The sequence below is a fragment of the Neorhizobium huautlense genome, assembly GCF_002968575.1.
In the GTDB taxonomy this organism is placed as follows: domain Bacteria; phylum Pseudomonadota; class Alphaproteobacteria; order Rhizobiales; family Rhizobiaceae; genus Neorhizobium; species Neorhizobium huautlense.
The window spans coordinates 1-25,670 of the sequence record NZ_PVBM01000017.1 but is presented as its reverse complement, the minus strand read 5'-3'; the positions used below and the strand labels follow the sequence as shown (position 1 = coordinate 25,670).

Here is a 25,670-nt window from a genome sequence, read left to right as displayed (position 1 = left end):
TCAAAGCGCGTGCGAGAGAAGCGCGGGGCTCTCGGTCATTGCAGCATCGAGCTTCCGCCGCAGCAGCGCGCGATAGAGCTTGACGTGGTCGCTCGCGCAGGCAAGGTGGTCGGAGGGCCGCCGCATAGAGCCTCGCAGCCGCTCCCAGGTCCGGTTGTCGCCCAGGACCTCGACGATACGGTCCGCAAGGTCCTGGCTGCTGCCGGCGCGGAAGTGGAGGCCATCCTTTCCGTCCCGCACCTTCTCGGCCATCCCGCCGATGTCGGAGCAGATCATCGGCCGACGATGAAGTAGGGCCTCCTGGATCACGACGGGCGAATTCTCCCACCAGATCGACGGCAGGACCACCCAGTCGACCGAACGCATGAGCCGCGGCACGTCCGCGTTCTGATAGGCGCCGTAGAAGCGGACGCGGTGACCGGCATCCGCGATCAGCTTTTTCATCCGCTCCTGGAATTCGATCGGCTGCCGTTCGAGATTGGCGCCGAAGATCATCAGGCAGGAATCCTCCCCCCATATTTCCTTGGGAATGCGGGTAACGGCATCGACCAGGACGTCGGCGCCCTTGAAGGGGGTCATCTGGCCGAAATAGGCGAAGCGGTTGCGGCGCGGGTTCGGACCCTGCATCTCCCGCGCGGGTGCGGATGTTTCCGCGGCGATGCCGTTTTCGATGACGGTGAACTTGTCCTTTTCGATGCCCCATGTGGCATAGCGCTCCACCAGGAACCGGCTGGGTGAGATGAAAGCGTCGGCAAGGCCGAGCATCCCGCGCGCAAACACTTCCCGTTTCAGGAAGCGAGAGACGGGAATGTCGGGAAAGCAACCGTGGCAGGCGACGGGGGACGCCGTTTCGCAGAGCTGGCCGGAGGGCCGTTTCACCATCTGTCCGTGATTGTGGCAGATGGACAGGTATTCGTGGAACGTCACCACGATGGCTGCGTGCGGAAACGCCTCTCTCAGGGCATAGAGGGCTTCGAGACCGATGCCCAGCACGTGATGAAAATGCACGACATGAGGCCTGAGATCGCGCGCGAAACGCAGGAGGTCGCGGGTGATCGACTGGGTATCGCCGTTGGACAGGAAGAAGTGGTCGTAGTCGTCCGCGTGGAACAGGAGCTCATCCTCGGCAAGGCGCAGGCTCATCAGCGCCGATGCCGCATGACGCGGCACCGGATGGCCAACGCGGGCGAGATAAACCGATTGCACGTTCGGTAATGCATTCAGGCCGCGATGCAGGTTATGGGAGGCGATTTCCGCCCCGCCGAGCGAGACAGTCGGGTGCCCATGCGAAACAACAAGGACGCGAAGCTGTTCGTTCATGCCGACCTCTTTTCGGCGGTGAGGATGGGCGACCACTGGCTCCTGAAGATCTTTCGATCGATCTCTTCCACACACGCCGACATAGTTGCGCTGATACCATGGCGCGCGTCGTCGCTGCCCCACATCTGCACAGATGGCAGCAGGTAGGCGTCAAACCCGGAGCGGCTGAGGCGGAGGCCGAGATCGAGTCCCTTTTCCTGCGCGCCCAGATAGCCGCCGGATAGGCCGCCCGCGTGCGACAGGGCTTCGCGCGGCATGGCGCAGCACTCGAGCGAAGCGGCCGCAATCCGGGTCGGCTTCATGTCGGTAACGGCCTTGAGCGGGTAGCCGGCATAGCGGCCCACGACCGGCTCATCGCTGTTGCCGTCATCGATCCAGTATCCCGCCCAGCGGATGGAATAATCCTCGTAGGCCAGGACGGGCGAGAGGATGCTTCCCCTGAGCGTCGCGGCGGTGGCCAGCAGCTTGCCATACCATCCCGCCTCGCGTGGGATCAGTGAGGCGGAAAGCGAGACGACGGTTTCACAGGAAAGGGCCTGCGTGCCGGCTTCCAGCATTTCGTAGACGTCGCCTGTTCCCTTTGCCGACACCAGCCTGGCCGAGAGACCATAGAAGCGCGCAAGTTCCCTGAGGCGGGCACTCTGCCTGCGAAAGCGCTCCGCCGGCATGGCGATGACGATCGGCGCACGCCGGGTTTCCGGATCGAGCGCGAGCAGGGCGAGCAGCGGGAAGATCTCCTCATCGCTTTCCCCGGCCCCGATGACGATCGGCGGGCTCGCCTCCTCGTCGAAGGAGCCGGCATCCAGGACCGTCTCGATGACCGGTGTCGATCCTCTGGATTGTCTGAGGAACGGGACGATCTGCGTATCGACGATCGCCGGCAGCGCGGGGGTTGCGGGGTCGATGGAGCCGATCTGGCGCAATGCCGCCTGGCGCGCCGAAGCTCGCGTGAGCTTCACCGGCAGAAACGCGGGGCGCGTATCGTGCAGCGTCAGTTCGAAATAGAGCGGCGCACCCGCATCTTCACTCGGCAGTTGCGCATGGGTTATGAATCCATGGGGGAGTTGTTCGCTCAGCAGGCCCGGCGCGAAGTCCTGCTGGTCCTTGAAGCTGTCGGTAACGTCGGGGCGGTCGAAACGCGTCCAGCGTTCGTCGAGGCGGACCGCGGCATTGTGGCGGCGCAGTCTGACCGTTGCGATATGACTGTCGGGGTCGTAAAGCCAGCCGGTGACGAGGAGATTTCCTCCATCGGCTTCGAATGCGCTGTCTATTCCCATTCGGACGGGATAGGGCAGGCCGGAAACGGTCTCCTTGCCCTCGAAGCTGTTGGCGGCTGCCCGCAGGGACAGGAGCAGGTCTGGCGCGCCGTGAGTCCGCAGCAGAATGGAGCGGATGTGTTCGGGTGTTTCCAGCGGTCCTGCAATGCGCTTGCGGGAATGGACGGCGGCATACCTCCAGCCGGCGCGTCCTCGAAAGACGAGGCCTTCGATCTCGGGTGAGGGGCCCGCCTGGTCGGCACGGACAAGGCAGACGAAGCCGGTCCCGCCATCGGGAGCGTCCGGGCGGGGAAAGGTGGCGATGCCGCATTCCGCGACCACCGGCGTGACGTTGCCGACCACGGACATCCGGCAATGTCCTGGAGCCATGCCGCGGCTCCAGCCCTGCAGGAACGTCGCACCATCATGGCTCTCGCCGATCAGCTCGATGAAACCGTCGCTGGCGTGGGCGGCTCGCAAAAGCGCCGTCACTGTTTGAAGTCTGCGGCGATCGACATCTCCAGCCATCAGCGCGTCCAGGAGCCGGTTGAGGACGGCGACGGACTGAGAGCCTGCGGACTCCACGACAAGCGCGGCCGCTTCCTCGGCAGGGGCGAGGCGCGGCGAGAAGATGTAGCGTGTCGCCGTCTCCTCTTCTCCGAACCGGATCGTGGTCATGGCCAAGTCCATGTCGCCAGCCGTCAGGAGCGCCGCAAACCCGTGCCTGACTCGCGGCGAGGACGCGGCCAGCCGCCATTCCGTGACGAAAGAGCTTCGCGTGACGGCCTGATCTTCACCGATACCCAGCACCACATCACGAGCCGTGACGTGGCCGAGGCCAATGATCAGCAAGGTCGTTTCGTCGACGCGGCAACCGATAACCCTTCCGGAGCGCATTGCCCTGCCGGCTCCATATCTGGCGGGCGTGGGATTGGGGGTTTGGGGATTGACGGTTGGGGGACTCGCGACCGGAGAGTTGGTGGTCGCCGCGGGCGATTGTTCCGTATCGAGCACGCCGTTATCCTCCCTCGGTCAGATTCTGGCGGCCAGCACAAGGCTGGCGCCAGCGGCAAATCCCACGAGAACGAACAGCAGCAGCAGCAGGGGCTTCAGTTCGCCATTGGCGCGCTTGCGCAATGCCGTCAGGTTCTTTTCCATCCCCGCGACGACCCCATCCAGCCGCATCAGGTGGACATCGAGATCGTTCAGTCTTTGGCCGATATCCACCTTGAGGCTTTCGATGGCGTTGTTGACATCGGTCAGGCCGGCGGTCTCGGTCTTCTCGGCATCGATTTCGGGTGCGCGCTGCAGTGAGCGCTGCGAGACCTGCAACTGCCGCTGTGCCGCCATCAGGAGATCGAGTTTGTCGAGCACTTTCGCCAGCGGTGCGGCTATCAGAGCCTCAGCCGCCTGCTCGTTTGGCTGGGGAACGCGCAGGGCCTGTTCGGAACCGCTTCCATTTCGCGCCACGACGACGATGTCGCTCGCCCGGGACTGAACGGGATCCGGCAGGGCGATTTCGAACGCGTGTTTGCCGTCGCCGATACCGTTGCGCCGCAAGTCGGGGCGATTGCGGTCAGCGATGGCCTCGGCAATCACCTTGCCGTCGAGGAGGACGCGAATGGTCAACCGTTGATCCGGCGCCATCGGGTCAAAGGCCCAGCCGAAGATCTTGCCCATGTCGACGGCATCCACCCTACCGTTCATCGGCTTGGCGTTGTCCTGCTCGGATGCGACATCCGGCCGTTCTGCGGGACTGGTCATACGCTCTCCCATGCCTGAACCTGTGCCGTCTCCATCCACTTGAGATAGCGGCGCGCGGTCGTGTCGATGTCGTCGGGCCTGCGCGCATTTTCGGAGAACCGGCGCAGCAGGTCCGGCTCTTCCACGATGCTCCGCATCGCCGCGGCGAGCGCCCGGGCATCGTTGGGCGGGACCGTCAGGCCATTGACGCCATGCTCGACCATCTCAGCCATTCCCCCGATGTTGCTGGCGATCACCGGCCGGCCCTGAGCCTGGGCTTCCTGAATGACGAGTGGCGCGTTCTCCCACCAGACGGAAGGAACGATAGTGCAGTCGACCGCGGCTACGAGATCACCGATATCCTCTCGTCGGTAGGGTCCTCGGGACTGCACGGAGTCTGACGTTTCGGCAAAGCGCCGGTTGATCTCATCGACGAAGGCTTCGCTCTGGAATGGCGCACCGCCATGGACGCGGAGTTCGAAATCCAGGCCGTCTGCCAGAAGCTGGCGCGCAGCGTCGAGCAAAACGGTGACCCCCTTCCAGGGATTGAGATTTCCGAAATATCCGAAGACCGGCTTTCCGCCCTGGAGCAGTTCTCTGTGCGCGCCGGCATTTCTACCGGGGATGCCGTTGGGAATGACGCTGATCCTGTCTTCCTCCAGTCCCCACCGCACGAAACGGTCCCTCAGGAAGGCGCTCGGCGAGACGAAGTGGTCAACGGTGCTCAAGAGGGCCTTCAGATGGCGCTCGCGCAACGCGAAGCGGTCGAGCGGGATGTCCTTGAAACAGGCGTGGCAGCGGTCGGGGCTGGCCTGGTAACAAAGCTCCTTACTGCCGGTGCGCACCATAAGGCCGTCATGGTGGCAGATCGGGTAGTAGTCATGCAGCGTCATGACGATCCGGCAGTCGGTCAGGGTGCGGCGGACGATATGAGGGAACTCAGCGCCGAGCAGCAGCAGGTGATGGAGGTGAACCACGTCCGGCTGGAAATCGCGCAGCAGTTCCGTCACGTCCGGTACGACACCGTAGAGATCAATCTGGCTCATGAAGAAGCGATCGAAGTGTCCCGACCACAGCAGGATCTCGTCTCCCGCCGAACCGATGCTCTGAAAGCTTGTGCCCGGTCTGGCCTCGCGATGGATCTGGTTCGTGGCGCCGAGAAATAGGGCTTCGTGCCCCTCGCGCTGGTAGGCCCGAAACAAGTCGTGAGCGAATATCTCCGTCCCGCCGGGATGAAGGGACGGATGGTTGTGGGCGGCCACCAGGATACGCTTGCTCATCGGCCATTTCCCCGGCGCTTTGCCACGATGAAGTCCTGATGGTGGCCCGCGGTGGTGCCACGCCAGTGGCCGAGCGATTTCAGAGCGACGGAGAACCCCGCCCGTTCGAGTGCCCTGTCCAGAAAGCCGTCTTCGAAGCCGACCGCGGCAAGCGGCGGCTGGTTGGGCACGAACCAGCATGGGCTTTCGCCGTAGCGGCGGAAAGCGAGGCGGGGATCGCGCCGCCCGTGTTCGTTTGCCGCCGCGATCCGGTCGACCACGAAGGCAGTCATGAACAGGCGGCCGCCGGGCGACAGGACCCTGCGGACTTCGGCGAGGTAGACAAGGATTTCCGCGGGCGGCAGATGAGTGACCACGGACGTCATGATGACGAAGTCGAAATGACGATCCGGAAACGGAAGCCTCAAGGCCTTCCCGCTGATCTTGCCGTTCGGATTGTAGAGTTCGTGCGCGATGTCCAGGCGCTGGAACGCGAAATTGGGGTAGGCGGGCGTGATCGTCCGCTGGCACCAGCCGATACCGCCTTCGACCGGGTCGATGCCATCGTAGCGGCTCGTCTGCGGATCGAGATATTGGGTGAGCGGCACGGCCATCCGGCCGATACCGCATCCGATGTCGAGCACGCGGCTGTCTTCGCGCAGGCCGCCGATGCGGATGAAGTAGCCGAGAAATTCTGCTCCTATCGCACGGAAATCTCCGTCCCCGACGAAGACGTTGGTGGATTCCGGTTGCGGCAGGAAACGATTTTCCCGAACTGATTCGATCAACCAGCGAACACGGTCTTCATCGATCAGCCGGGCCGGTTTCGTGGAACGCAGGAGTGCTGCCTGGGTCACGCTGCGTTCCTTTCCCGGATTCTTACACCTTTGGCGACGGGCCGGTCATTGTCCTTGCCGAATTGGCCAGCCATCAGCTCGGTGATGTCGTCTTCCCAGCGCTGCGTGTGCAGCCATGAATTGTACTGGCTTGCAACGCCACGCATGTAGTCCTGGCTGCGGCGGATCGAACGGCGCTCGAAATGATACAGGCAGGCCGCCGGCTCATAGGCTATCCGCAGCCCGAGGCGGCGGATCTTGAGGCACAGATCGCTGTCCTCGTAGTCGCCAATCACATAGTCCTCGGTGAAGCCGCCAACGCGTTCGTAGGTCTCCCTGCGGGCGACGAGGCAAGCCCCGGTGACGCCCGGAACCTCGCGGGCATGCTGCGCCGGCGCATAGTCGCCGGGCATGCCCTTGTGGAAATGGTGGTTCAGCCAGATCCCGCGCTGGTCCCGGCCGAAATACAGGCCGGCATGCTGCAGCGAGCCGTCTTCGAAGATCAGTTTCGGGCCGACGGCGCCCAGTTTGCACCTTTCCAGCAGCCCCCGCGACAACACCTGAAGCCAGCCGGGTGCGCTCGGAACGACATCCGAATTGAGCATGACCAGTATGTCGCCGCGTGCGAAACGTGCGCCCGCATTGCAGGCACGCGCATAACCGCCGTTGTGATTCATGGTCACCAGCTTCATCGGCAACCCGTGCAGAAGGTGCAGGCCGCCCAGCAGGTGCTCCGTCTCATCCTGGATCTCCGGCGAGTCGAGTACATAGATGACCTCCGCATTGGCCACGAGCCAAGGATCCGTGGCCATTCCCGACAGCTGGAAACGCAGGAAATCGAGAACCTTGTAGAGGGGCACGACGATGGAGACGAGGGGCGCGCTCCTGGGCAGACTGTAGTCCTTCGTGCAGGCGACCTCGATGGTCCTGCCCAGCCGCCGCTCTATGTCTTGCAGGGCAGGCGCGAGGATCGTGCGGAAGGCACCGTCGACCGCATGCTGTGGCGGCACGGCGCGCAGGAGATGGTTCCGTTGTGCCGGAGGCTCGAAAGGTTGCGGCGTGGGTATCAGCGGCCTGATTGCTCCCGAGGCAAGGCGCATCTGAAACCGCGGCTGCAGGAGAGGCCCCGGCGACTCCGACAGCGGGACCCAGGCAACAAAACCGGTCACATCGGTCTTGCTCTTCTCATCCTTGCCCTGAGCCCATGCCGGAAATTCATAGCTGTTGCCATCGAGCGGCACGACCGTGCCGTCCTCCCTGACGTAGTCTATACCGGCGAATGCCGATGACGGCGCATGGAACCAGCCGCCGGCCAGCAGACCGCCGTCGAGCGTCAGAGCTAGATCGACCTCGCCGGAGGGATGCATCGATGACTTGGCGATCCGGCTTGACGCCAGCGGCGAACGCACCTGAAGGTCGATCGCGGTGGCGGCACCACTTTCCGGCAACGCGGCGAGCTGACGGACGATCATTTCGCGCAGCTCTACCGCCTCAGGATTTTTGCCCCACCAACTCTGAAGACTAGGATAGCGCGGCTTGCCGTCCGCAAGCTGGCGGATGGCGGTGCCGTTCTTGCTCAGGAGCACGACCAGAAGCGGAGGGGAAGGAGAGGGCGCCTCCGCGATGAAATGGCATGGCTGCAGGCCGTTTTTCCCGTTCCGTCCGAGGACAAGCCTTACGGCGATGCGGGTGATCGAAGCTGCGCCGACCGCATAGATCGCCGTGATGTCGCCGAGATCCGGGTTGATGGCCGTCTCGATCAGATGGCGCCCCTGGGCAACCTGGCAGACGATGATGGCCGGCTGCGGTTCGGGCACGAGCGCATGAAGGGCGTCTTCGACCACCATGTGGAAAAGATGGTCGCCGGCGATGCGGAAGGCGCTTCGCCACACGGTCAGCAGGTTGTTGACAAACTTGATGCGGGCAGCCGGCGCGAGATCGTCGAACAGCGCCTCCACATCGAGGGGCGCGAGCATCCGCGCCGGCTGCATCACCAAGGTTTCGGCTGTGCTGCCGTGTTCCGTGCAAATGCCCACGCTCACCGGTTGCTTTTCCGGTCTCATCGCCCAGAACATGCGTTGCCTTCCGTCGCCGAGCGGCAGCATCATGCTGACGAGCGGTACCGGCGACGGCTCCATCGAGAGCAGGAATTTTGTGTTGGGAAGGGTTGGGGGAATATCCCAGATCAGGACGGCCAGGTCAGCGCCGAGCCGGAAAATCTTTGCGCTTTTGAAAACGTCAGTGGCGTCTATCGAGTCGTCGAACGTCACACGCTGCCCCTCTGGATCGGAGTTGCGCGCCCCGCGGGAGGAGGCAGGGCGCGCAGAAATCATATTCAGTGAACGGTGAAGTAGTTCTCAGGATTGGCATGGATGTCGTCGGCGTCGACATTGACCAATGTGAGTGTATCCCCATGGCCGAGGTCCACGACGACATTGCCGCCGACCTGCGTGACACGGGAGGCCAGGTCTTCGGGCGAAGATACGTCGAGGCCATTGATGCCCTTCGAGATCTGCAGCAGATCCTCGCCGGCGTTGAAGTCGAGGATGACGTCATTTCCGCCGCCGCCGTCGAAGACGAAGACGTCATGGCCGGCACCGCCCACCAGGAGGTCGTTGCCAGCGCCGCCATCGATGATGTCGGCACCATCGCCGCCATAAAGGATGTCGGCGCCCTTGCCGCCGGACAGGAGGTCGTTGCCATGTCCGCCAAGCAGGGTATCGCTGCCCTTGTCGCCGTACAGAAGGTCATCCCCCCAGCCGCCGACAAGGTTGTCGTTTCCATCTTCACCGTTCAGCAAGTCGCTGCCCTCGCCGCCGAACAGGGAATCATGTCCCTTTCCGCCGAACAGCAGGTCGTCACCTTCACCACCGAACACGATGTCGTGCCCGTTGCCGCCGCTCACGAAATCATCGCCCGCATGGGCGCGAATGAAATCGTTGAAGCGCGAGCCGAACAGGGCATCGTCGTATGCTCCGCCTTCCAATGTGGCCATCTGCCTCTCCTCTTCGGATTTGTGTTCTGCGTCCTCGGCGCGGGTGCGACGATTTCGCGCCTGAACACTGCACTGCAACAAAGAACGAGGCAAGCATTTCCTGGAACTAAAATGTCATATCTCGGGAAATAAATTTCCTAATATGAGTACTATTGGTACATTGTTTCGGTAGTATCGGTTATTACGAAGTATAATTTCGGTATTTTATTTCTTTATTACTTCAATTTTTGAATCATTTTGCGCTGCGGTTGTTTTGCTGCCACGGAAGGTCAGTCTTCCCTGAAGGCCCTGTTGAAGCTTTCGAGGACAGGAGAGGTGATGTAGTCGATCGCACGCCGCGACGCGTGGAGGATCAGCACCTCGGCGGGCATGCCCGGGTAAAGGCGGACATCGGGGTTCGCCTTAAGGGATGCCGGATCGAGTTTCGCGCGCGCAACGAAAAACGCGCTGTTAGACTTTTCATCTACAGACTGGTCGGCGGCGACATAGGTGATCGTGCCTTCCATCGGCAGGCGGGAGCGCTGATTGTAGGCCGTGAGCCGGACCTGGGTATGGGAGCCTACGCCAATGCTGTCGATGTCGCGGGGATTGACTCGCATCTCGACCAGCAGCGGCTCGTTTTCCGGAACGATCTCGAGCAACGGCTGGCCGGGCGTGACCGCGCTGCCGGGGGTGCGCAACAGGATATCGCTGATGATGCCATCCTGCGGAGAGCGGATCTCAAGGCGCCGCAGCACGTCCTTCGAAGCAGTGATCTGCTCCTCGACGTCGGCGAGATCGATGCGTGCCGTGGTGATTTCGCCAGCAATCGTCGACTGAAAGTCGCTTTCGATCCCGGTCAGTGCGAGCTGTGCGCCTGCTGCGGCTTTTTCGGCCTGTGCCCGGTTGCCGACGAGTTCCCCCCGTTCCCTCGCAAGCTCGCTTAGCTTGGAGTCGATCTCGATGAGTTGCGTGCGCGGTATCGCGCCTTTTTTCACCAACATTTCCGTCGCCGTCCGGTGTTCTTTGATGAAACCGATTTGCTGGTCGGCGGCCTGGATCTGGATATCCAGTGACGTTGCATGTTCGAGGTGCTCCTCGATGGTCTTTTGCTGGACCTCGACACGTCCGACTTTGGTGTCGCGCCGCTTTTCGAAAAATATCGTCTCCGCCCTGACGGCATCATCGATCGTAGCGTCCCGAGCGTCGCCGAACTCGCGCGGAAAGCTGATTTGAGGCGCGTCAGTCTGCTCGGCTTTCAATCGCGCCAGTTTCGCGATTAGGCCGATGCGTCGGATCTGGAGTGACTGCAGGCTGGAGCGGGCTCTCGTATCCTCCAATTCGATCAGAGGCTGGCCTGCGGAAACCTTATCGCCTTCCTGAACGAGCAGCCGGCTCATCACGCCGCCCTCGAAATGGCTGATGGTCTTCCGCTTCGAATCGACGATGACCGTGCCGTTGGCGACTGTGGCGCTGCTGAGCTCGACCGAAAAGGCCCAGGCAAAAAATCCGCCGAAGGACACGAGGACGGTGGCGAGCCCCGCGACGACGAGGCGGCGGAGCGGCGAGCGGTTGTCAAACGGATCGGCTTCCAGATCCGGCGAACCGGCATCCGGCGACATTGGCTGATACCGCTGGAGGCGGCGTTCGGAAAGATCGGGGCGGACCGCAACTGGGTTCTTTTCAATCATATCGCGGCTACCTCGCGGTGTATTTCGCCCGGAATCGTGGTGGTGACAACGGATGTGCGCGGTCCGAATTGGGTGATGCGGCCGTTCTCGAGCACGAGCAGCTTGTCGGCGACCTGCATGATGGCCGGCCTGTGGGCGATGATGATGACGATGGCGCCGCCTTCGCGGGCGCGCTCGATCGCGCGGATAAGGGCCCGCTCGCCGATCGCGTCGAGATTTGCGTTCGGCTCGTCGAGCACGATGAGGCGAGGCTGGTTGTAGAGGCAACGGGCCAAGGCGATACGCTGACGCTGTCCTCCAGACAAGGTAAGATGCCCGTCGCCGACGGGCGTGTCATAGCCGAGCGGCAGGCGCCCGATCATTTCGTGGATGTCGGCCAGTCGCGCCGCCTCCAGCACCTTGTAGGGATCACTGTCGGCCATCCGGCCGATGTTCTCCCGAATGGTGCCTTCCAGAAGCGAAACGGACTGCGGTAGATATCCCACTACCTCGCCGAACGAGCCACGCTCCCAAAGGTAGGTATTGTTGCCGTCGAGGAAGACGCCGCCGGATGTGGGGCGCAAGATACCGACCAGCAGGCGCGCCAGCGTCGATTTGCCGGCTGCCGAGGGACCGATCACGCCCAGAACTTCGCCCGGAGAGAGGGAGAAGGAAATGCCCTTGATGATCGGCACTTCCAGCCCGGGAGCCGCATAGAGGAGTTTATCGACCACGAGGTCGCCCGACGAGTGCGGGGTGGGCATCGACTGACGGACCGCGAGGTCCGCGCCCAGAAGGGCCTCGATGCGGCGCCAGCCGGCGATCGCCAACACCCATTGCCGCCAATTCTCGATGATCGAATCGAAGGGGATCAGGAGACGCCCGACGAGAATGCTCGACGCCATCATGGCGCCGGGCGTAATTTCCTGCTGAAGCACAAGATAGGCCCCGGCCGCGAGGGTGATGATCTGGATGCAATACCGCAGGCTGCGGGTGATGGACGACATCGCCTTGCTTCTGGTTCCGCTCGTTTCAAAGGCGTCGAGGGCCTGCAGCTGAAGGCCGCGCCAGCGATTCGCCAGGGCGGGCAGCATGCCCATCGCCTCGATGGCTTCGGCATGCCGCAGCGAAGCGCCGATTCGCGATACGGCCTCCACATTCGTTTGGTTCGCTTCCTTGGTGAGCTGGTGCGTCAACATGTAGGTGACCAGACCGCCGCACAGGAGCAATGCGGCCGCGACGGCTCCGATGAGGCCGAAAAGCGGATGCAGAATGAAAAGGGCGCCAAGGAAAATCGGGGACCACACGGCGTCCAGGGGAGCCGTGACCGCCGACGAGGTGAGGAAGCTTCTAAGCTCCGCGATGTCGCGAAGCGATTGGGTCGCGCGTGAGAGACCCTGGTCGACCGAGGCCTGAACGGCGGCGGCAAGCACGGGCATGTTCAGCCGGCGCACGAGCGCGCCTCCGATGGCCTGGAACGAGAGGGCTCGGATGAATTCCAGGACACCCAGCACGACAAGGGCGCCGATGGCTAGGATCAGCAGCATCGTGAGCGTGTCCATGCTCTGGCTGTTGAGCACCCTGTCATGAACCTGCAGCATGAACAGTGGCATCGTCAGTTGTAATAGGTTGAGGCACACGCTCAATGCCACTGCATAAAGCAACCCTGATAGGAATACACGCTTGGCTTGCGCGATCAGCAATCCAGGGCTGTCCTGCTTTGTTCCTCTCCGCATTTGCCCCTTGCTTCTTGTCTCATTTTGAACAGTATCGCGCATGGCAATTTGCCTCGAGTTAACGTTAGATCAATCAGTTGGAGGACGTATTCGTTATAGCCAAACCGAAGGATAGTATTGCTTCTGCCAATCTGGCACATAACGGGGGCGCCGCGCAAGCTAATGGCGATTGGGAGGGTTGGGGGTATTTGAATAATACTTCAATTTTTGAAGTATTTTCCTGAAACGGAGAGTGGGATGAAAGAAGAAGTTGTGCCTAAATTACCCGTAGAGCTGAATGGCGAACTAACGGTTCAGATGGGTCAGGTGGCACAGACAGACCCCAGGCATCCGCAGGATGCCGAATTCGGGGACCTCCAACAGGTTACGTATTTCGAGCTCGCTCGCCTCATGGAGCGGGCAAGCCGACGGTTCTCGGGCCTGATCCGGGCCGAGCTTACCAGGCTTCGGGTAGACGATATCGGGCCGGCACAGGCAATGATCCTGTTGGCAATCGGCGATTCGGAGCTGTCGGTCGCCGAACTTCTGGATCGTGGGCATTATGTCGGCTCCAACGTCTCCTATTATCTGAAGCAGCTAGGCGACGGTGACTACATTGATCGCGTTGCTTCCCAGCGCGACAAGCGGTCGGCACGCATCAAATTGACAGAGAAGGGGCGCCAGCTCAGGGCAAATCTCCGAGATGCGGCGATGACTTACGAGCGTGCGGTAAAGCGAGGCGATCAGGACCAACGGATGCTGGAGACTGTATTCCAGACATTGCACCAGCTCGAACTGGCCTGGGGCAGCGCTTCACGGTACGGCGTCTAAACGGTGAGTAATGCCGTGGGCCTGGCAATGGCAGAATAGACGCGATGCACGTGGCGTTTATTCATCGACGGGGTTTCGGTCAGTTCGCTGCGCTGGCCGCCCAACTCGCACAAGCGGGCAATGAGGTCAGCCTCATCACCGAGACCATAGATCAGAAGATCCCTTCCGTTCGCGTCGTTCGACATCGAACGGAATCGGGTCCCCGCGCCGATCCGCATATGGCCCGACACATGGGTGTTCCGGATCACCATGCGCGAATCGGCCATCGCGTCGCCGAAACGCTCGACGCCATGGTGCGGCAGGGGCTGGTGCCCGATATCGTCGTCGGTCATATCGGCTGGGGAAGCATGATGTTCCTGAAGGACGTGCTGCCACGGGTGCCCGCATTGGCGTATTGCGAGTTCTTTTACCGATCGGAAGGGGCGGACATCGGGTTCTCTCCCGGCGATCGGCCCGATCTGGAGACGCGCAAGAGACTGCGGCTGCGCAACGTCGCGCAGCTCTTGTCACTTGAGGCCGTCGAAGCCGGCATCAGCCCCACCCGCTGGCAGAGAAGTCTCTATCCTGCCGACGCCCGGGCGCGCATTTCGGTGTGTCATGAGGGGATCGATACGGTGCGGTTTCGACCCGACCCGACGGCTTCGGCCACGCTTCCGGACGGGCGCGTGCTGAGCGCCGGTGGTCCTCCCATTGTCACCTTTGTCGCACGGGACCTTGAGCCGTATCGCGGATTTCCACAGGTTTTGGAGGCTGCCGCCAAGGTTGTGCGCCAACGCCCCGATGCTCTGTTCGTTTTCGTCGGAGGAGATGGCGTCAGTTATGGTGTGCCGCCGCCAGGGGGCGGAGCATGGAAGGATCACCTTCTCAAATCGCTGGACATGCCACAGGAAAACATCCTCTTTCCCGGCGCCGTGCCGCATTCGGTTCTGCGACAGCTTTACCAGATTTCGGCCGCGCACCTCTATCTGACCTATCCATTCGTTTTGTCCTGGTCGGTGTTGGAGGCGATGGCGTGCGGCGCCCTTGTTATCGGATCGGATACGGCGCCCGTCCGGGAAGTCATACGCTCCGGCCGGAACGGCCTATTGGTGCCGTTCTTCGATACGGACGCGCTCGCCGAGGCCATTCTTGGCGCGCTGAAAAATCCAGAACAGCATTTCGAGATGCGTGCCGCCGCGCGCCGGACAGTCGAGGGGCGTTTTCGATTGGCGGATTGCCTTGGTCGTCAACAAGATCTTCTTGAGAAATTAACCGGGAAACCACTTCGCACCAGATCAACAACAACATCATAATAATTAATTAGATTTTTGAAGTATATATGAAGTTCATTTATTTGATTTCGTCTATTTTTATTATTGTGCACCGCAATGTTAGTTGTTAGGCTTTGGTTATATGGCGCCGACCGGTCGGAATAAACGTCGGATTATACGGCGCCTTTGGTTTCTGTTCCGAGATAATCCTTCAGAGGTCGCGCGTGCAAGAATTGACGTCTTCCGGCATTGGGAAACGATTGGCGACGAGAAAGCTGGTAGCGGCATCGGGCCGGGATCGGTCCTGCTTCGAAGGGAGCGACATTGAGCATCTGGTCGTCTACCTCGATGTTGATGGCCATCCTCCGGCGACGTTGCAGAACGCCTTTCCGCTGATCGCCATCGCCTTTTCCGAAGAGGGCGAGACGGATCTGCAGGAGCGTCTGGCGCTGCTTGAGCAGTTGGGGACCGTCCCCGCGTTACCCATACATAGGCTTGATCCCCTCAATACCTCGGACAGTTTCCCGCTTCTGAGAACTCTGAGCGAAGGCAGCGTCGGCCGGCTCGCCCGATACAGCGCCTCGATCACCTCGGAGCTCGCGATCCTGCGCCGGGAACGCGAAACGCTGCTGGAAAACTACCGGTCGCTCGAGGACGCCTTCCAGGCGAGAAACTGGGAGCCGGTTTCGGAAATCTTCTCCCACGATCCCTATGCCGATCCCAAGGACGAGGGGATCGAGCAGCTGCTCACGGCCGCCTTTGTCGAACAATTGCTGCCGGTATCCAGCCTTGGCGTGGCAGGGTTTGCCCTTCACCTGCATTCGGTGCCCCGGATCAGCGGCGAGCTTGTCGTCGCATTGAGCTATCTCGAAAGCGGCGAAGGGGTCGCGGAGTGGACAGTACCCTACGCGCAGCTCGTGCCGAATTGGAATTTCTTCTCGCTGCCCCGGGCCTGCGGAGGGGCTGCGCGCACGCTGCGGCTGCGGATCTCCGCGACTGGACCTGAGACCATCGGACTTTCGCTCGGCTATCCGATCGCCGGCGAGCGCTACTCGGCGCGATCCGAAATTCCGCATCCGGATCTTGACCTGCGTCCGCTGGCGTTCAAGGTGTTCTCGGGCTTGCCCGGGGTCAAGCCCGCCAGGACACCCAACATGATCGCGCCGAGCAACATGCTCGAAGGCCAGTACACGGTCGACTATCGCCTGGCGGTCGGTACGTTGGCCCAGATTGCAGACGTTTCGGTCACGCCCATCGTTCCGGATTTCCAGACAGTGCGCTTCCTCGAGCACGAGCATGCCGTTGTCTGCCATCCGTTGTCGAGCGGCATATCGGCCGGCGCTGTCAGTCGCGCCGTCGAGCCTGGAACGATATCCTTCTCGGCAAGCGCCTTCATCGATCATCCGGACGGAAAGCCCGCGGCGGTCAGCTTCCTGCTGGCGCCGGCAAATTCGAATGCGCGTTCCGAGGTGGCTGAAATTGCGCGAAAGGGCACGGCCAGACCGTCGGCATTCTTCAGCGGATGGCGCGAAGTCAGTTCCACTGAGGTTGTCAACATCAACATCCAACTGGACGAACCGGTACGTGCTCCGATGGACCTGATGATCCTCAGCCGCGCCGTCACCGATTCCGTCGATTTCTCCTGGCTCAAGGTGTCCGGCTTCAGGATGGTCAAGCAGTTTACGGAGGCTACCGATGTCCGGTAACAGGGAGCCGACGGACCTGATCGCCGTGGCCATGCCCCTCTACGGTCATGCGGCACTTGCCCTTGAAGCGATCGAATCTGTCCTTGCCTCGAATCTCAACGGCTGCCGGACTGTCATCGTCGTTTCGGTCGACGGTGATCCACGGCATGAGACGTTCGATCAACTGCTGCTCTATGCTGCGGCCCATCCGTCTGTCCATGTCATATTCGGCCGTAACGCCGGCCCTGGCGGAGCACGCAATCGCGCCATCGACTTCGTCCTTGACCACTTTCCCGAGGCGAAGGCCGTCTATTTCCTTGATGCCGACAACCGCGTGCTTCCCGGCACCATCGCAACGCTTTACCGGCAGCTCGTCTCCAGCGGCTGCGGATGGGTCTACACGAATATCGACACGTTTTCAGTGAGCTGGCGCGCCCATTACGGCAACCGCTACTCAAGGCTGGTCCACTGCATCACCGACAATATCTGCGATACGGGATCGATGATCTCGATTGAGGTTTTCCAGGACGGCGTCCGCTTCAACGACGACAGGCAGAACGGCTTCGAGGATTGGGAATTCTGGCTGTCCTGCATCGAACACGGTTTCGTCGGCACGCCCTGCCACGACACCGTCTTCGAATACAGGCTGAGGGCGGAGAGCCGCTTCAAGGAGGCCAACCGGGACCGCGCCACATCCGTAAGCTTCCTGCGCAAGCGCCACAGGCCGTTGTTCCAGCGCCCGATGCTGGTGGATTTCGAGCATGAGGAGTGCCCCCGCTATCTGTTTGCGCGAACGGAAGACACGGCAATCTCCTTCTTCACCGATCCAACCAAGCCGCCGACGATGCTTCGTCTCGACGACATCATCCCTGCTTTCTGGGGTAATATCGGCGAACCCGACAATGAACATTTCCCGCCCTTCATGGTCGCTGGAAGCGGGGCGGCGCTTGACGTTCTGCGGCGTTCGCGCATGCTGCCGAACGTGCTTGCCCATCTCGAACGGATGAGCGAGGTCAGCAACGTCGTTTTCGTACAACTCGCCAACGATGCCGCCCAGCGCAAGATCGAACCGGTCGTTCATGGGCCGGGCGCCCAAAAGATCGGTTCCGCCGATCTCGTTTTCATATCGACCCGTCTCGTACAGGAGGTGGTCCAGAACAATGCCGTGGACTGGTTCTCCTCGATCGCAAGCCAGCAGGTCTGGCCGACATCGGCCGTTCTGAAAGTACGCTTCCCATTCCCGAGAAGCCTGCCGCGCCGCTCTCTCATTACCCCGCAGCAGGTGATGATCAATTGCCTCAACGCAATTGCTTCGAGCACTCTGCGTGAGACGGCGGGCAGGCGGTGGACCTGGCGCCCCGCGCGGCTCGTGCCCTATACCGACCTCCACAAGGCGTTGCGCAAGGAGATCGGAGGATCGCCGGTCCTGCCGCTCGGGCATAATGACGGCAAGCGCACCGTGGCGCTGCTGGTTCCGAACGCCTCGTTCGGAGGGGCTGAAAAGGTCGTCTATGCGGCCGCTCGCGAGTTGAAGGCGGTGGGTTACGAAACCCATCTCTTCGTGCTCGGCACGTCCCGGATGGACGTAATTGACGAATTCGATTCCAGCTTCGACTACATCCACTTCTGGGATGCGGGAATTCCAGCCTGGGGAGGGTCCGGTTCCTTTTTGGGACAGGATTTCATCACTGAGGAGCATTCGGTCGATTGGGAAGCGCTCAAAGGACAGCTTTCCGGCTTCGACCTCGTCATCAACAACCACGTGATGGCCGTGCATCCCCTCATCGCGCGGTTGCGTGCCGAAGGTACCCGCACGGTCTGCTATCTGCACGTGGTGGACAACACGGCTTTCAAGCGGCCTGCCGGCCAGCCCTTTGCAGCGATCGCCCACGAGCATTGCTATGATGCTTTCTTGACTTGCTCCGAACAGCTCAAGATCTATCTGCACAGCTACGGCATCCCGCACGAGAAAATTTTCGCCGTTGCGAACGGAGCCAGTTTCTCGGTGCCGCCTAAGGCGTTGGCGGAAGTTCTGGCCGTCAGACGGATCGAGCGCAAGGATGACCGCCTGCGACTTCTCTATATGGGCCGGCTCGATCAGCAAAAGGGTATCGACCGGTTGGCGGCAGCGCTTTCGGAACTGCGGGCCTCGAACATCGCCTTCGACGCCCGGGCCATCGGGGGGGAAATCCTTGCCGATTCCAGGGCCTCCTGGAGTGAGAGGCTAAAGGACCTCGGCGTCGACGTGCGCCCGCCGGTCTTTGCGAGCAAGGACCTGATCAAGGCGCTGGGCTGGGCTGACGTCCTTCTAATGCCATCACGCTGGGAGGGCGCGCCGCTGATGATCACCGAGGCGCAACAGCTCGGCTGCGTGCCGATCGCGACCGCGGTCGGCGCGGTCGAGGAGCTCATTTCGGACGGTGAGGACGGTATCCTCATCAATGCGGCTTCCGATCCGCAGGTGGTGAGGGACCTGGCGCGGATCATCAAGGAGGTTGCAAGCAATCGCGAGAGGCTTGCGCCGCTCATGGAAGGCTGCATCAGGACCGCCGCGCATCGGTCGTGGACCACCTCCTTCTCGGATTTCATCTCCTGGAGCGACAGGTCCGTGAAAAATTCGTCACTGTCCCGCGCCGCGGTCTTTCGCGCGCAGGCGACGGCAAACCCCGTGGTTGCGGCAGCTGGCTGATGGCCGGGCCGCTCCTTTGAAATAGAAAGGTCTATTCGAATGCGTCCGCGAATTCTCGTGACGGGTATTCCTGGTCACTACACGCGTCTTGCCAATGGCGCCCACGGTCTGTCGGTCTCCTATGCGGAGCGGCAGAAGCAGCCGGAAACAAAAGAGGAGTTCCTGCAGGAGCTTCGCAATATCAGCAATACCGGCAACTACCTCATCGGCGAGGGCGCCCTGCGTGCGCTGGCGCCGCATGCCAAACAGATTCCCTTCTGGCATCTCTACAATCTGACCAAAAACGGTGGCGGCTTCGACGAATTCAACGCCAATTTCGACATCTGCGTCTTCACCTGCGCCAACCTGTTGCGCAAGGGGCTTTCCGCGGATGCCGAGGCGGATGTCCTGAGCCGGCTCAACATGCCGATTGTCATGCTCGGCATCGGTCTGCAAAACCGTAAAGATCTTGAGAACAATCTTCCGGAGGGAACGAAACGGCTTTTGGCCGTCCTGAAGGAGCGCGAGCACTATTTCCTGACACGCGGCTACGAGTCCGCCGGCTTCCTGAAGGACCAGGGTTTCTCCTTCGTGCGTCCGACAGGCTGCCCATCGGTCTACTTCATGCCAGACAACATGCGCCGATCGATGAAGAAATTGTCGAGCGTCCAAATCGGCAAGGCGAAGACGATCTTTTCTGGTTACCTCGGCGGCAACCAGGATGCAATTCTCGATGCGAATGCGCTTGCGCCTGAAGGCACCGTGCCGCCCTACGTGGTGCAGGATGAATTCCTCCATTTCGACATGAAGGTGGAGCCGAACGAAGAGGGCCGTGTCTACGATTCCGCATCGGGCCGGATGATCGGCGACCTCGCTTATCCGGGCACCGAGCGGGAGAAGCAACGGTTCGAAGTCCGTACCTTCTTCGACAACAACCAGTGGCGCGGCTGGGCCTCGTCCATGGACTTCAATTTCGGCCGTCGTTTCCACGGCTCGATCATCGCCATGCAGGCGGCCGTGCCGAGCCTTATGGTGGCGGTGGACGACCGTATGCGTGAAATGCTGGGCTTCACCGGTCTGCCGGCCGTCGATACCACCGATGTCGAAAAGGCGGAGAACCGAGCCGAGTTCGTGGCCGACCATCTGGCCAAGCTCAACACCACCGAACTCGTCGACCGGTATTCGGATCGCGAACGGGCCTTCCGTACCACGCTTCGCGAAATCGGCATCGGTCTCTAGCAACCCGCAACATCACACCTTCGGTTCAGAGGACCAGTCATGCGTATATTGCTCACGGGCATCCCCTCCTATCTGCAGCGGACGATTGCGGACGTCTCCGGCACGAGGGTCATCCATCGACCCTATTTCGACGAGACCAGGACCAGGAAGGACCTGATCTCGCAGGTCAGGAGGATCGCCAATACCGGCAACTACCTGATCGGCGAAGGCGCGGCCGAGAGCCTGCGTGGCCACGACGTCACCTATCTGCCGTTCTGGCATCTTGCCAACAACCGCGATTCGAACGAGGTCTACGAAGCGGTGAACCGCGAGTTCGATCTGTGCGTCTTCGCCTCTGCAAACCTTCTGCGCCCCGGTTATTCTGCCGATCTCGAAGCCGAAATTTTCGCGAAGCTGAACATGCCGGTCGTGGTGATGGGCATCGGCATCCAGCGCAAGGAAGGCCTCAAGGATCAGCTACCGGCCGGGACGCAGAAGTTCCTGGAGGTGTTGCGGAACAAGGAAAGTTTCTTCCTGACGCGCGGTTATTTCACTGCCGAATTCCTGCGGGAACAGGGGATGAAGTTCGTCAAGCCGACGGGTTGCCCGTCGCTCTACTTCTCGCCGAACGACATGAAGCGCTCGCTGACCGCACTCGCCAACCCGGCGCTGGCGGAAGCCCAGAAGATCGCCTTCGGTGGTTATCTCGGCAGCGTCGCCGATACGATCGTTGACGCCCATGCGCTGCTCAAGCCCGACAGCGTCGCAAGCTATGTGGTACAGGACGAACTGGTTGCCTACAATCTCGGCCTGACCGGCAGTGACAACGACATCGTCTATGATCGATCGAGTGCGCGCATCACCGGCGGCACGGAATACAAGCATTCGGAAAAATGGCAGCGGAAATACGAACTGTTGGTCTATTTCGATACGAACCAGTGGCGCGGGGCGATGTCGGCGCGCGACCTCTGCTTCGGTCGCCGCTTCCATGGCTGCATCATCGGCATGCAGGCCGGCACGCCCGCCCTGATGATCGCGGTTGACGATCGCATGCGGGAAATGCTGGAATTCATCGGCTTCCCCTATATCGAAGCGGCGACCTGGAACCGTGAGGCCGACAAGCGTGCCTATCTCGCCAATTTCCTCGGCAAGATCGACACGCAAGCGGTTATCGACCGCTATTCCGCCTGCGAGGCCAATTTCCGAAATGCCCTGGGGCAGATCGGACTTTGAGCGGATGAGGGAGAGGGCGCAGGTGCGTGCGTTTGTCCTTTGCCTGCTCACGCTGCTCTCGGCCTTTGGCCCGGTGCCGCCGGCGGCAGCGGACGATGCGCTGTCGGATCGCATCGGCATCAACCGGGTCAACCTTGCCTGGCTTTCCCGCGCCGATCAGGAGCGCGTCCTGAAGGACATCGCGGCAAGCGGCATCACCCATGTCCGGCTTTCGCTGTCGCGGCCGGTGGACAAGAGCATCGATGCGATCGAGATCGCCGAGCGGCTTGGGCTGAAAATCCTTTTGGAAATCCAGCTCGGCAACAAGGATTATTATCCTGCCGCGGCAGCTCCCCGAGCCGGGTTCGGGCGTATCTGGGATGTTCAGCGGCTTTCGGATCTCGATCTGGGTCTTTACCGGGCGCAACTGCGCTCGGCGCTTCGCCGGATTGACGACATGGGTATTCGCATCGATGCCGTCGAGCCCGGAAACGAGATCAACTACAGCGCCTACAATGGCGACCTCATCGTCTACGAAAAGCCGGGGCGACGGACACCGCGCAACGCATCGGAAGTCGCAGACCGTTCGGCCTTCGAGCGCGGGCTGGAGGCTTATGTCGCCGCTGTCCGCATCACGCGGGAGGAGTTGCAGGCGACGGCGCATAACCACGACGCACTGCTCATTTCAGCCGGTCTTTCCGATGTCGGCACCAGCGAGGCCGATCACCGCGGGATGGAGCGGCTCGACCCCAGCGAGTTCATTTCACTCCTGCAGAAACGCGGAATCGACAGGCTGGTCGACGCCTACGGGATTCATGTTTATCCGGGACGTAAGGATGACGCTGCGCTTGCACGTTACGTCACCACGCTGCTTGGCTTCTGCCGGCCCGAAGGGGAAGGCAAGCCATGCTGGGTGACCGAATGGGGCATTGCCAACACCGCATCTACCTGCCCGATCGACGATCGCGAGCGGGAAGCGGCGGTCCGTGCTGTGCGCCGCAGCTTCGCGGAGTTGATGGAGAAGGGAAGGCTGAAAGCGGCCTTCTATTACGACTGGGACACGCAACCGGTCTATAGCGTCTGGCGTTGCGGCACGTTGAGCCCCGCCGGCGTTACGGCCACCGCGGCGGACCGGAAAACCTCCCGTTCACGAGAACTGCTCCCGGAATAGGGGCGAGCCGGCTTCCTCCTCCGCGAGGGCGGCGCGGTTGGCAGCCTCGCGGAGCGCCTGAAAGTCTGCTTGATCTCCGACCCTGGTACCGCCAAGCCGCACCGTCACCGATATGTGGCGCTCTTGCCCGGCGGTGAACGTTGTCTCCTTCAGGTGCGCGCGGATGCGTTCGCAGATGTTGCGGGCATTTTCCGTTGTCGTGCCGGGCAGATAGATGCCGAGTTCGTCGGAGGCAAGGCGGGCGACGAGGTCCCCATAGCGCACGGAAGAATATACGATCCGAACAATAGATTGAAGCAACGTATCGGCCCATTGCGGACCATAGCGGCGGCCGATCTCATCGAAATTATCGACCCTGAGAACGAGCATGACGCCATCCGAGTTTTCCGCCGTGCTTACGCGCCTGCGGTCTATCGCATGCGCGACTGAATTCGCAAATTCGTCGGCGCGCGTTGTGCCCGTGACGGGATCATGGTGGAGCACGTGTTGAAGTTCTTTCTGGGTATCACGAAGCGCTTCGCTGCGAAGACAAAACGCCAACTGGAACGGAAATGTAACGGCCGCGGATATGAACGCCACGACCGTCAATTCCAGCCAAAATAGGCCTTCGGGAATAAGTACGCCCAATAGCCAAACGACCGCGGTCGCTCCAGTTGCGAAGACAAGGGCGCGGAGCGCTGCCATCCTGATATGCGGGACGATCGGGGCCAGGCCAAAACGAAATTGGAGAGTCATCGGATTAACGAGCTTTTGCAGTGGTCGCTATCTTGAAGGACCACGGGGAAATACCCGATGAACAAATCTGAAGGCATTTTAGCCATAAGCCGCGAAATTCTGGTGGTCACGTCCACCAGATCGCGGTTTGTGCCCAGGGCGATGCGCTCGTAAAAAAACACTCGCATCTTCGGCGCTAACACCGGGAGCATCTGCTTCAGTTGAACAGGCATTCCACAACAGTCACAAATCGGCTTCGGAAAACAGATTGACGACCCAGTCGATAAAGACCCGCACCCGTGGCGAAAGCTGGCGGTTCTGGGGGTAGAGCGCCGAAAGCGGTGTCGGCGGGGGAGGGAACTCGGCAAGCACCTCGACGAGAGTTCCTTCGTCCAGGTCCCGCTGCAGGCGGTAGCGCGGGGCCTGGATCAGGCCGAAACCGAGGCGGGCGAGATCGGTCATGGTGTCCGAGTTGTTGACGGTCAGCCGGCACGGCAGGGTCACGTGGCGAACATTGCTTCCCACCGTGAATTCGAGCGGCATGATCTGGCTCGTACGCGAAGAGATGAACCCGACGGCGCGATGCCCGTCCATGGCATCGGGCGATCGGGGAATTCCGTGCCTCTCCACATATCCCGGACTGGCGCAGGTGATTTCGGTGATCATCCCCAGCCGTCGCATGATCAGGCCGCTGTCGGCAATCTCTCCGGCGCGAATGACGCAATCGACACCCTCCCTGACAAGATCAACCAGGCGGTCGCCCTGACCGATCTGCAGGTCCAGCAGAGGGTAGCGATCAAGGAAGTCGTTGAGCTGCGGCAGCAGGAACGTGCGTGTCAGCAGGGGATGCGCGTCGACCCGGAGCAGACCTCGGGGCTGCATGTCGCGGAAGGCGCTTTCCGCCTCGTCCAGCTCCGCAAGGATCGCAACGCAGCGCCGGTAGAAGGCCGCGCCGTCCAGCGTCGGCGCGACATGCCGGGTCGTTCGCTCGAGAAGCCGAACGCCGAGGTCGTCTTCCAGCTGCTTGATTGCTTCTGTGGCGGTAGACCGGGCAAGGCCGAGGTCTGAGGCCGCAGCAGCGAAACTGCGCCGCTCGACAATCCGGATAAAGAGCTGCATGCGGTCAAGCCGGTCCATGGCTTTGTTCACCACAGCCGAATTCTCATGTCAATCTCCACCCGATTGTTCTTCTTTGGTGTCGGCAATATCTCCTGCTCGTCAACCAGGAGACTATGACATGACCATCAAAGGACAACGCGCCGCGATCGTCACCGGAGCATCCAAGGGAATCGGCCGGGCCATCGCGTTGCAACTTGCACAGGACGGCATCGCGGTCGTGGTGAATTATTCCAGCAGCCATGACGCTGCGGCCGCCGTGGTTGCGGAGATCGAGACGAGCGGCGGCAAGGCGGTCGCCGTGCAGGCCGATATGGCCGGCGGGCAGGCCGCGGCCAATCTGTTCGACGCCGCGGAAAGGGCTTTCGGCGGCGTCGACATCCTCGTCAACAACGCGGGCATCCTGAAGCTGGCGCCGCTTGCCGATACCGACGACGCGAGCTTCGAGCAACAGATTGCGATCAACCTGACCGGCGTGTTCCGTGCCATGCGCGAAGCGGCCGGCCGGCTCAGGGACGGCGGACGTATCATCAACTTCTCATCCAGCGTCGTCGGCGCGTACGGGCCCACCTACGGCGTCTATGCGGCCAGCAAGGCCGCCGTCGAGGCTATGACGCACGTTGCCTCGAAGGAACTCGGCCGCCGCGGCATCACAGTCAACGCGGTCGCGCCCGGCCCGGTGGAGACCGAATTGTTCATGACCGGCAAGTCCGATGAACTGGTCCAGAGGATCGTCGGGACGATACCGCTGGGGCGCCTGGGTCAGCCGGACGACATCGCTTCGGTCGTTTCGTTCCTCGCCAGCCCTCAAGGCGGTTGGGTGAACGGCCAGGTACTCCGTGCCAATGGCGGCATGATCTGAAGCAGACCCTGAGAAAGGAGGTGGCATGAAAGAGGCCACGTCCATGGAGAGAACGGATCTCTGAGATGCAGATGATCTTAGGACAGTCACGCTTTGCGCCGTTTGGCTTACCTTTCCTGGGTTTTCGCGAACTCAGTGAAGGAGAGCAAAGCGTGACTGCACCTTATGAT

The 25,670-nt window shown here is 61.5% G+C and carries 19 protein-coding genes; 8 read left to right on the top strand and 11 right to left on the bottom strand.

The window, feature by feature from the left end; genetic code table 11:
- The 9 genes from C5L12_RS18055 to C5L12_RS18015 all read right to left on the bottom strand — a co-directional run bounded on the left by C5L12_RS18055 (position 1) and on the right by C5L12_RS18015 (position 12,836).
- On the bottom strand, positions 1 to 1,320 hold the full coding sequence (locus tag C5L12_RS18055; RefSeq protein ID WP_105373444.1) for a glycosyltransferase family 4 protein: 1,320 nt from the start codon (positions 1,318 to 1,320) through the stop codon (positions 1 to 3).
- Positions 1,317 to 3,590 carry a hypothetical protein gene (locus C5L12_RS18050; protein WP_425350807.1) on the bottom strand — a complete coding sequence of 758 codons (2,274 nt, stop codon included), beginning with the start codon at positions 3,588 to 3,590 and terminating at the stop codon, positions 1,317 to 1,319. Before C5L12_RS18050 ends, C5L12_RS18055 begins: the two co-directional genes overlap by 4 nt.
- An 18-nt stretch (positions 3,591 to 3,608) precedes the next feature.
- Entirely contained in the window at positions 3,609 to 4,340 is a 732-nt protein-coding gene (locus C5L12_RS18045) for a hypothetical protein (RefSeq protein WP_105373442.1), read from the bottom strand.
- Entirely contained in the window at positions 4,337 to 5,599 is a 1,263-nt protein-coding gene (locus C5L12_RS18040) for a glycosyltransferase family 4 protein (RefSeq protein ID WP_105373441.1), read from the bottom strand. The genes C5L12_RS18045 and C5L12_RS18040 overlap by 4 nt, the downstream gene beginning before the upstream one ends.
- The gene (locus C5L12_RS18035) at positions 5,596 to 6,435 is read right to left on the bottom strand and encodes a class I SAM-dependent methyltransferase (protein WP_105373440.1); all 840 of its coding nucleotides are present in this window, start codon (positions 6,433 to 6,435) and stop codon (positions 5,596 to 5,598) included. The genes C5L12_RS18040 and C5L12_RS18035 overlap by 4 nt, the downstream gene beginning before the upstream one ends.
- Positions 6,432 to 8,684 (bottom strand): glycosyltransferase family 2 protein, encoded by a 2,253-nt coding sequence (locus C5L12_RS18030; RefSeq protein ID WP_105373526.1) that lies wholly within the window; start codon positions 8,682 to 8,684, stop codon positions 6,432 to 6,434. The genes C5L12_RS18035 and C5L12_RS18030 overlap by 4 nt, the downstream gene beginning before the upstream one ends.
- A 65-nt stretch (positions 8,685 to 8,749) precedes the next feature.
- Positions 8,750 to 9,409: a calcium-binding protein gene (locus tag C5L12_RS18025; protein ID WP_105373439.1), complete on the bottom strand. Its 660-nt coding sequence runs from the start codon at positions 9,407 to 9,409 to the stop codon at positions 8,750 to 8,752.
- 269 nt (positions 9,410 to 9,678) lie between these two features.
- Entirely contained in the window at positions 9,679 to 11,079 is a 1,401-nt protein-coding gene (locus C5L12_RS18020; RefSeq protein ID WP_105373438.1) for an HlyD family type I secretion periplasmic adaptor subunit, read from the bottom strand.
- The gene (locus C5L12_RS18015; protein ID WP_105373437.1) at positions 11,076 to 12,836 is read right to left on the bottom strand and encodes a type I secretion system permease/ATPase; all 1,761 of its coding nucleotides are present in this window, start codon (positions 12,834 to 12,836) and stop codon (positions 11,076 to 11,078) included. The genes C5L12_RS18020 and C5L12_RS18015 overlap by 4 nt, the downstream gene beginning before the upstream one ends.
- Before the next feature lie 255 nt (positions 12,837 to 13,091).
- On the opposite strand from C5L12_RS18015, the gene C5L12_RS18010 reads away from it, so the two are divergent.
- The 7 genes from C5L12_RS18010 (at position 13,092) to C5L12_RS17980 (ending at position 22,808) form a co-directional block, all read left to right on the top strand.
- Positions 13,092 to 13,604, top strand: a complete 513-nt coding sequence (locus C5L12_RS18010; protein WP_425350811.1) for a MarR family transcriptional regulator — start codon at positions 13,092 to 13,094, stop codon at positions 13,602 to 13,604.
- A gap of 44 nt (positions 13,605 to 13,648) precedes the next feature.
- Positions 13,649 to 14,896, top strand: coding sequence for a glycosyltransferase family 4 protein (locus tag C5L12_RS18005; RefSeq protein WP_105373435.1), 1,248 nt, complete (start codon positions 13,649 to 13,651; stop codon positions 14,894 to 14,896).
- A 182-nt stretch (positions 14,897 to 15,078) separates the two neighbouring features.
- Positions 15,079 to 16,560 carry a DUF6212 domain-containing protein gene (locus tag C5L12_RS18000; protein ID WP_105373434.1) on the top strand — a complete coding sequence of 494 codons (1,482 nt, stop codon included), beginning with the start codon at positions 15,079 to 15,081 and terminating at the stop codon, positions 16,558 to 16,560.
- Positions 16,550 to 19,228, top strand: coding sequence for a glycosyltransferase (locus C5L12_RS17995; RefSeq protein ID WP_105373433.1), 2,679 nt, complete (start codon positions 16,550 to 16,552; stop codon positions 19,226 to 19,228). The genes C5L12_RS18000 and C5L12_RS17995 overlap by 11 nt, the downstream gene beginning before the upstream one ends.
- A 39-nt stretch (positions 19,229 to 19,267) precedes the next feature.
- The gene (locus tag C5L12_RS17990) at positions 19,268 to 20,446 is read left to right on the top strand and encodes a polysaccharide pyruvyl transferase family protein (protein WP_105373432.1); all 1,179 of its coding nucleotides are present in this window, start codon (positions 19,268 to 19,270) and stop codon (positions 20,444 to 20,446) included.
- A gap of 39 nt (positions 20,447 to 20,485) precedes the next feature.
- Positions 20,486 to 21,658, top strand: coding sequence for a polysaccharide pyruvyl transferase family protein (locus tag C5L12_RS17985; RefSeq protein WP_105373431.1), 1,173 nt, complete (start codon positions 20,486 to 20,488; stop codon positions 21,656 to 21,658).
- A complete protein-coding gene (locus C5L12_RS17980; RefSeq protein WP_105373430.1) occupies positions 21,633 to 22,808 on the top strand; it encodes a glycoside hydrolase in 1,176 nt (391 codons plus the stop codon). Before C5L12_RS17985 ends, C5L12_RS17980 begins: the two co-directional genes overlap by 26 nt.
- Here the strand turns inward: C5L12_RS17980 and C5L12_RS17975 are convergent.
- Positions 22,785 to 23,492 (bottom strand): GGDEF domain-containing protein, encoded by a 708-nt coding sequence (locus tag C5L12_RS17975; protein ID WP_245422964.1) that lies wholly within the window; start codon positions 23,490 to 23,492, stop codon positions 22,785 to 22,787. The two genes, C5L12_RS17980 and C5L12_RS17975, sit on opposite strands and share 24 nt — an antisense overlap.
- Before the next feature lie 273 nt (positions 23,493 to 23,765).
- Positions 23,766 to 24,659 (bottom strand): LysR family transcriptional regulator, encoded by an 894-nt coding sequence (locus C5L12_RS17965; RefSeq protein WP_105373525.1) that lies wholly within the window; start codon positions 24,657 to 24,659, stop codon positions 23,766 to 23,768.
- A gap of 100 nt (positions 24,660 to 24,759) precedes the next feature.
- Here C5L12_RS17965 and C5L12_RS17960 point away from each other — a divergent pair, with 100 nt between their 5' ends.
- Entirely contained in the window at positions 24,760 to 25,500 is a 741-nt protein-coding gene (locus tag C5L12_RS17960) for an SDR family oxidoreductase (protein WP_105373427.1), read from the top strand.
- The last annotated feature ends 170 nt before the right edge of the window (positions 25,501 to 25,670 follow it).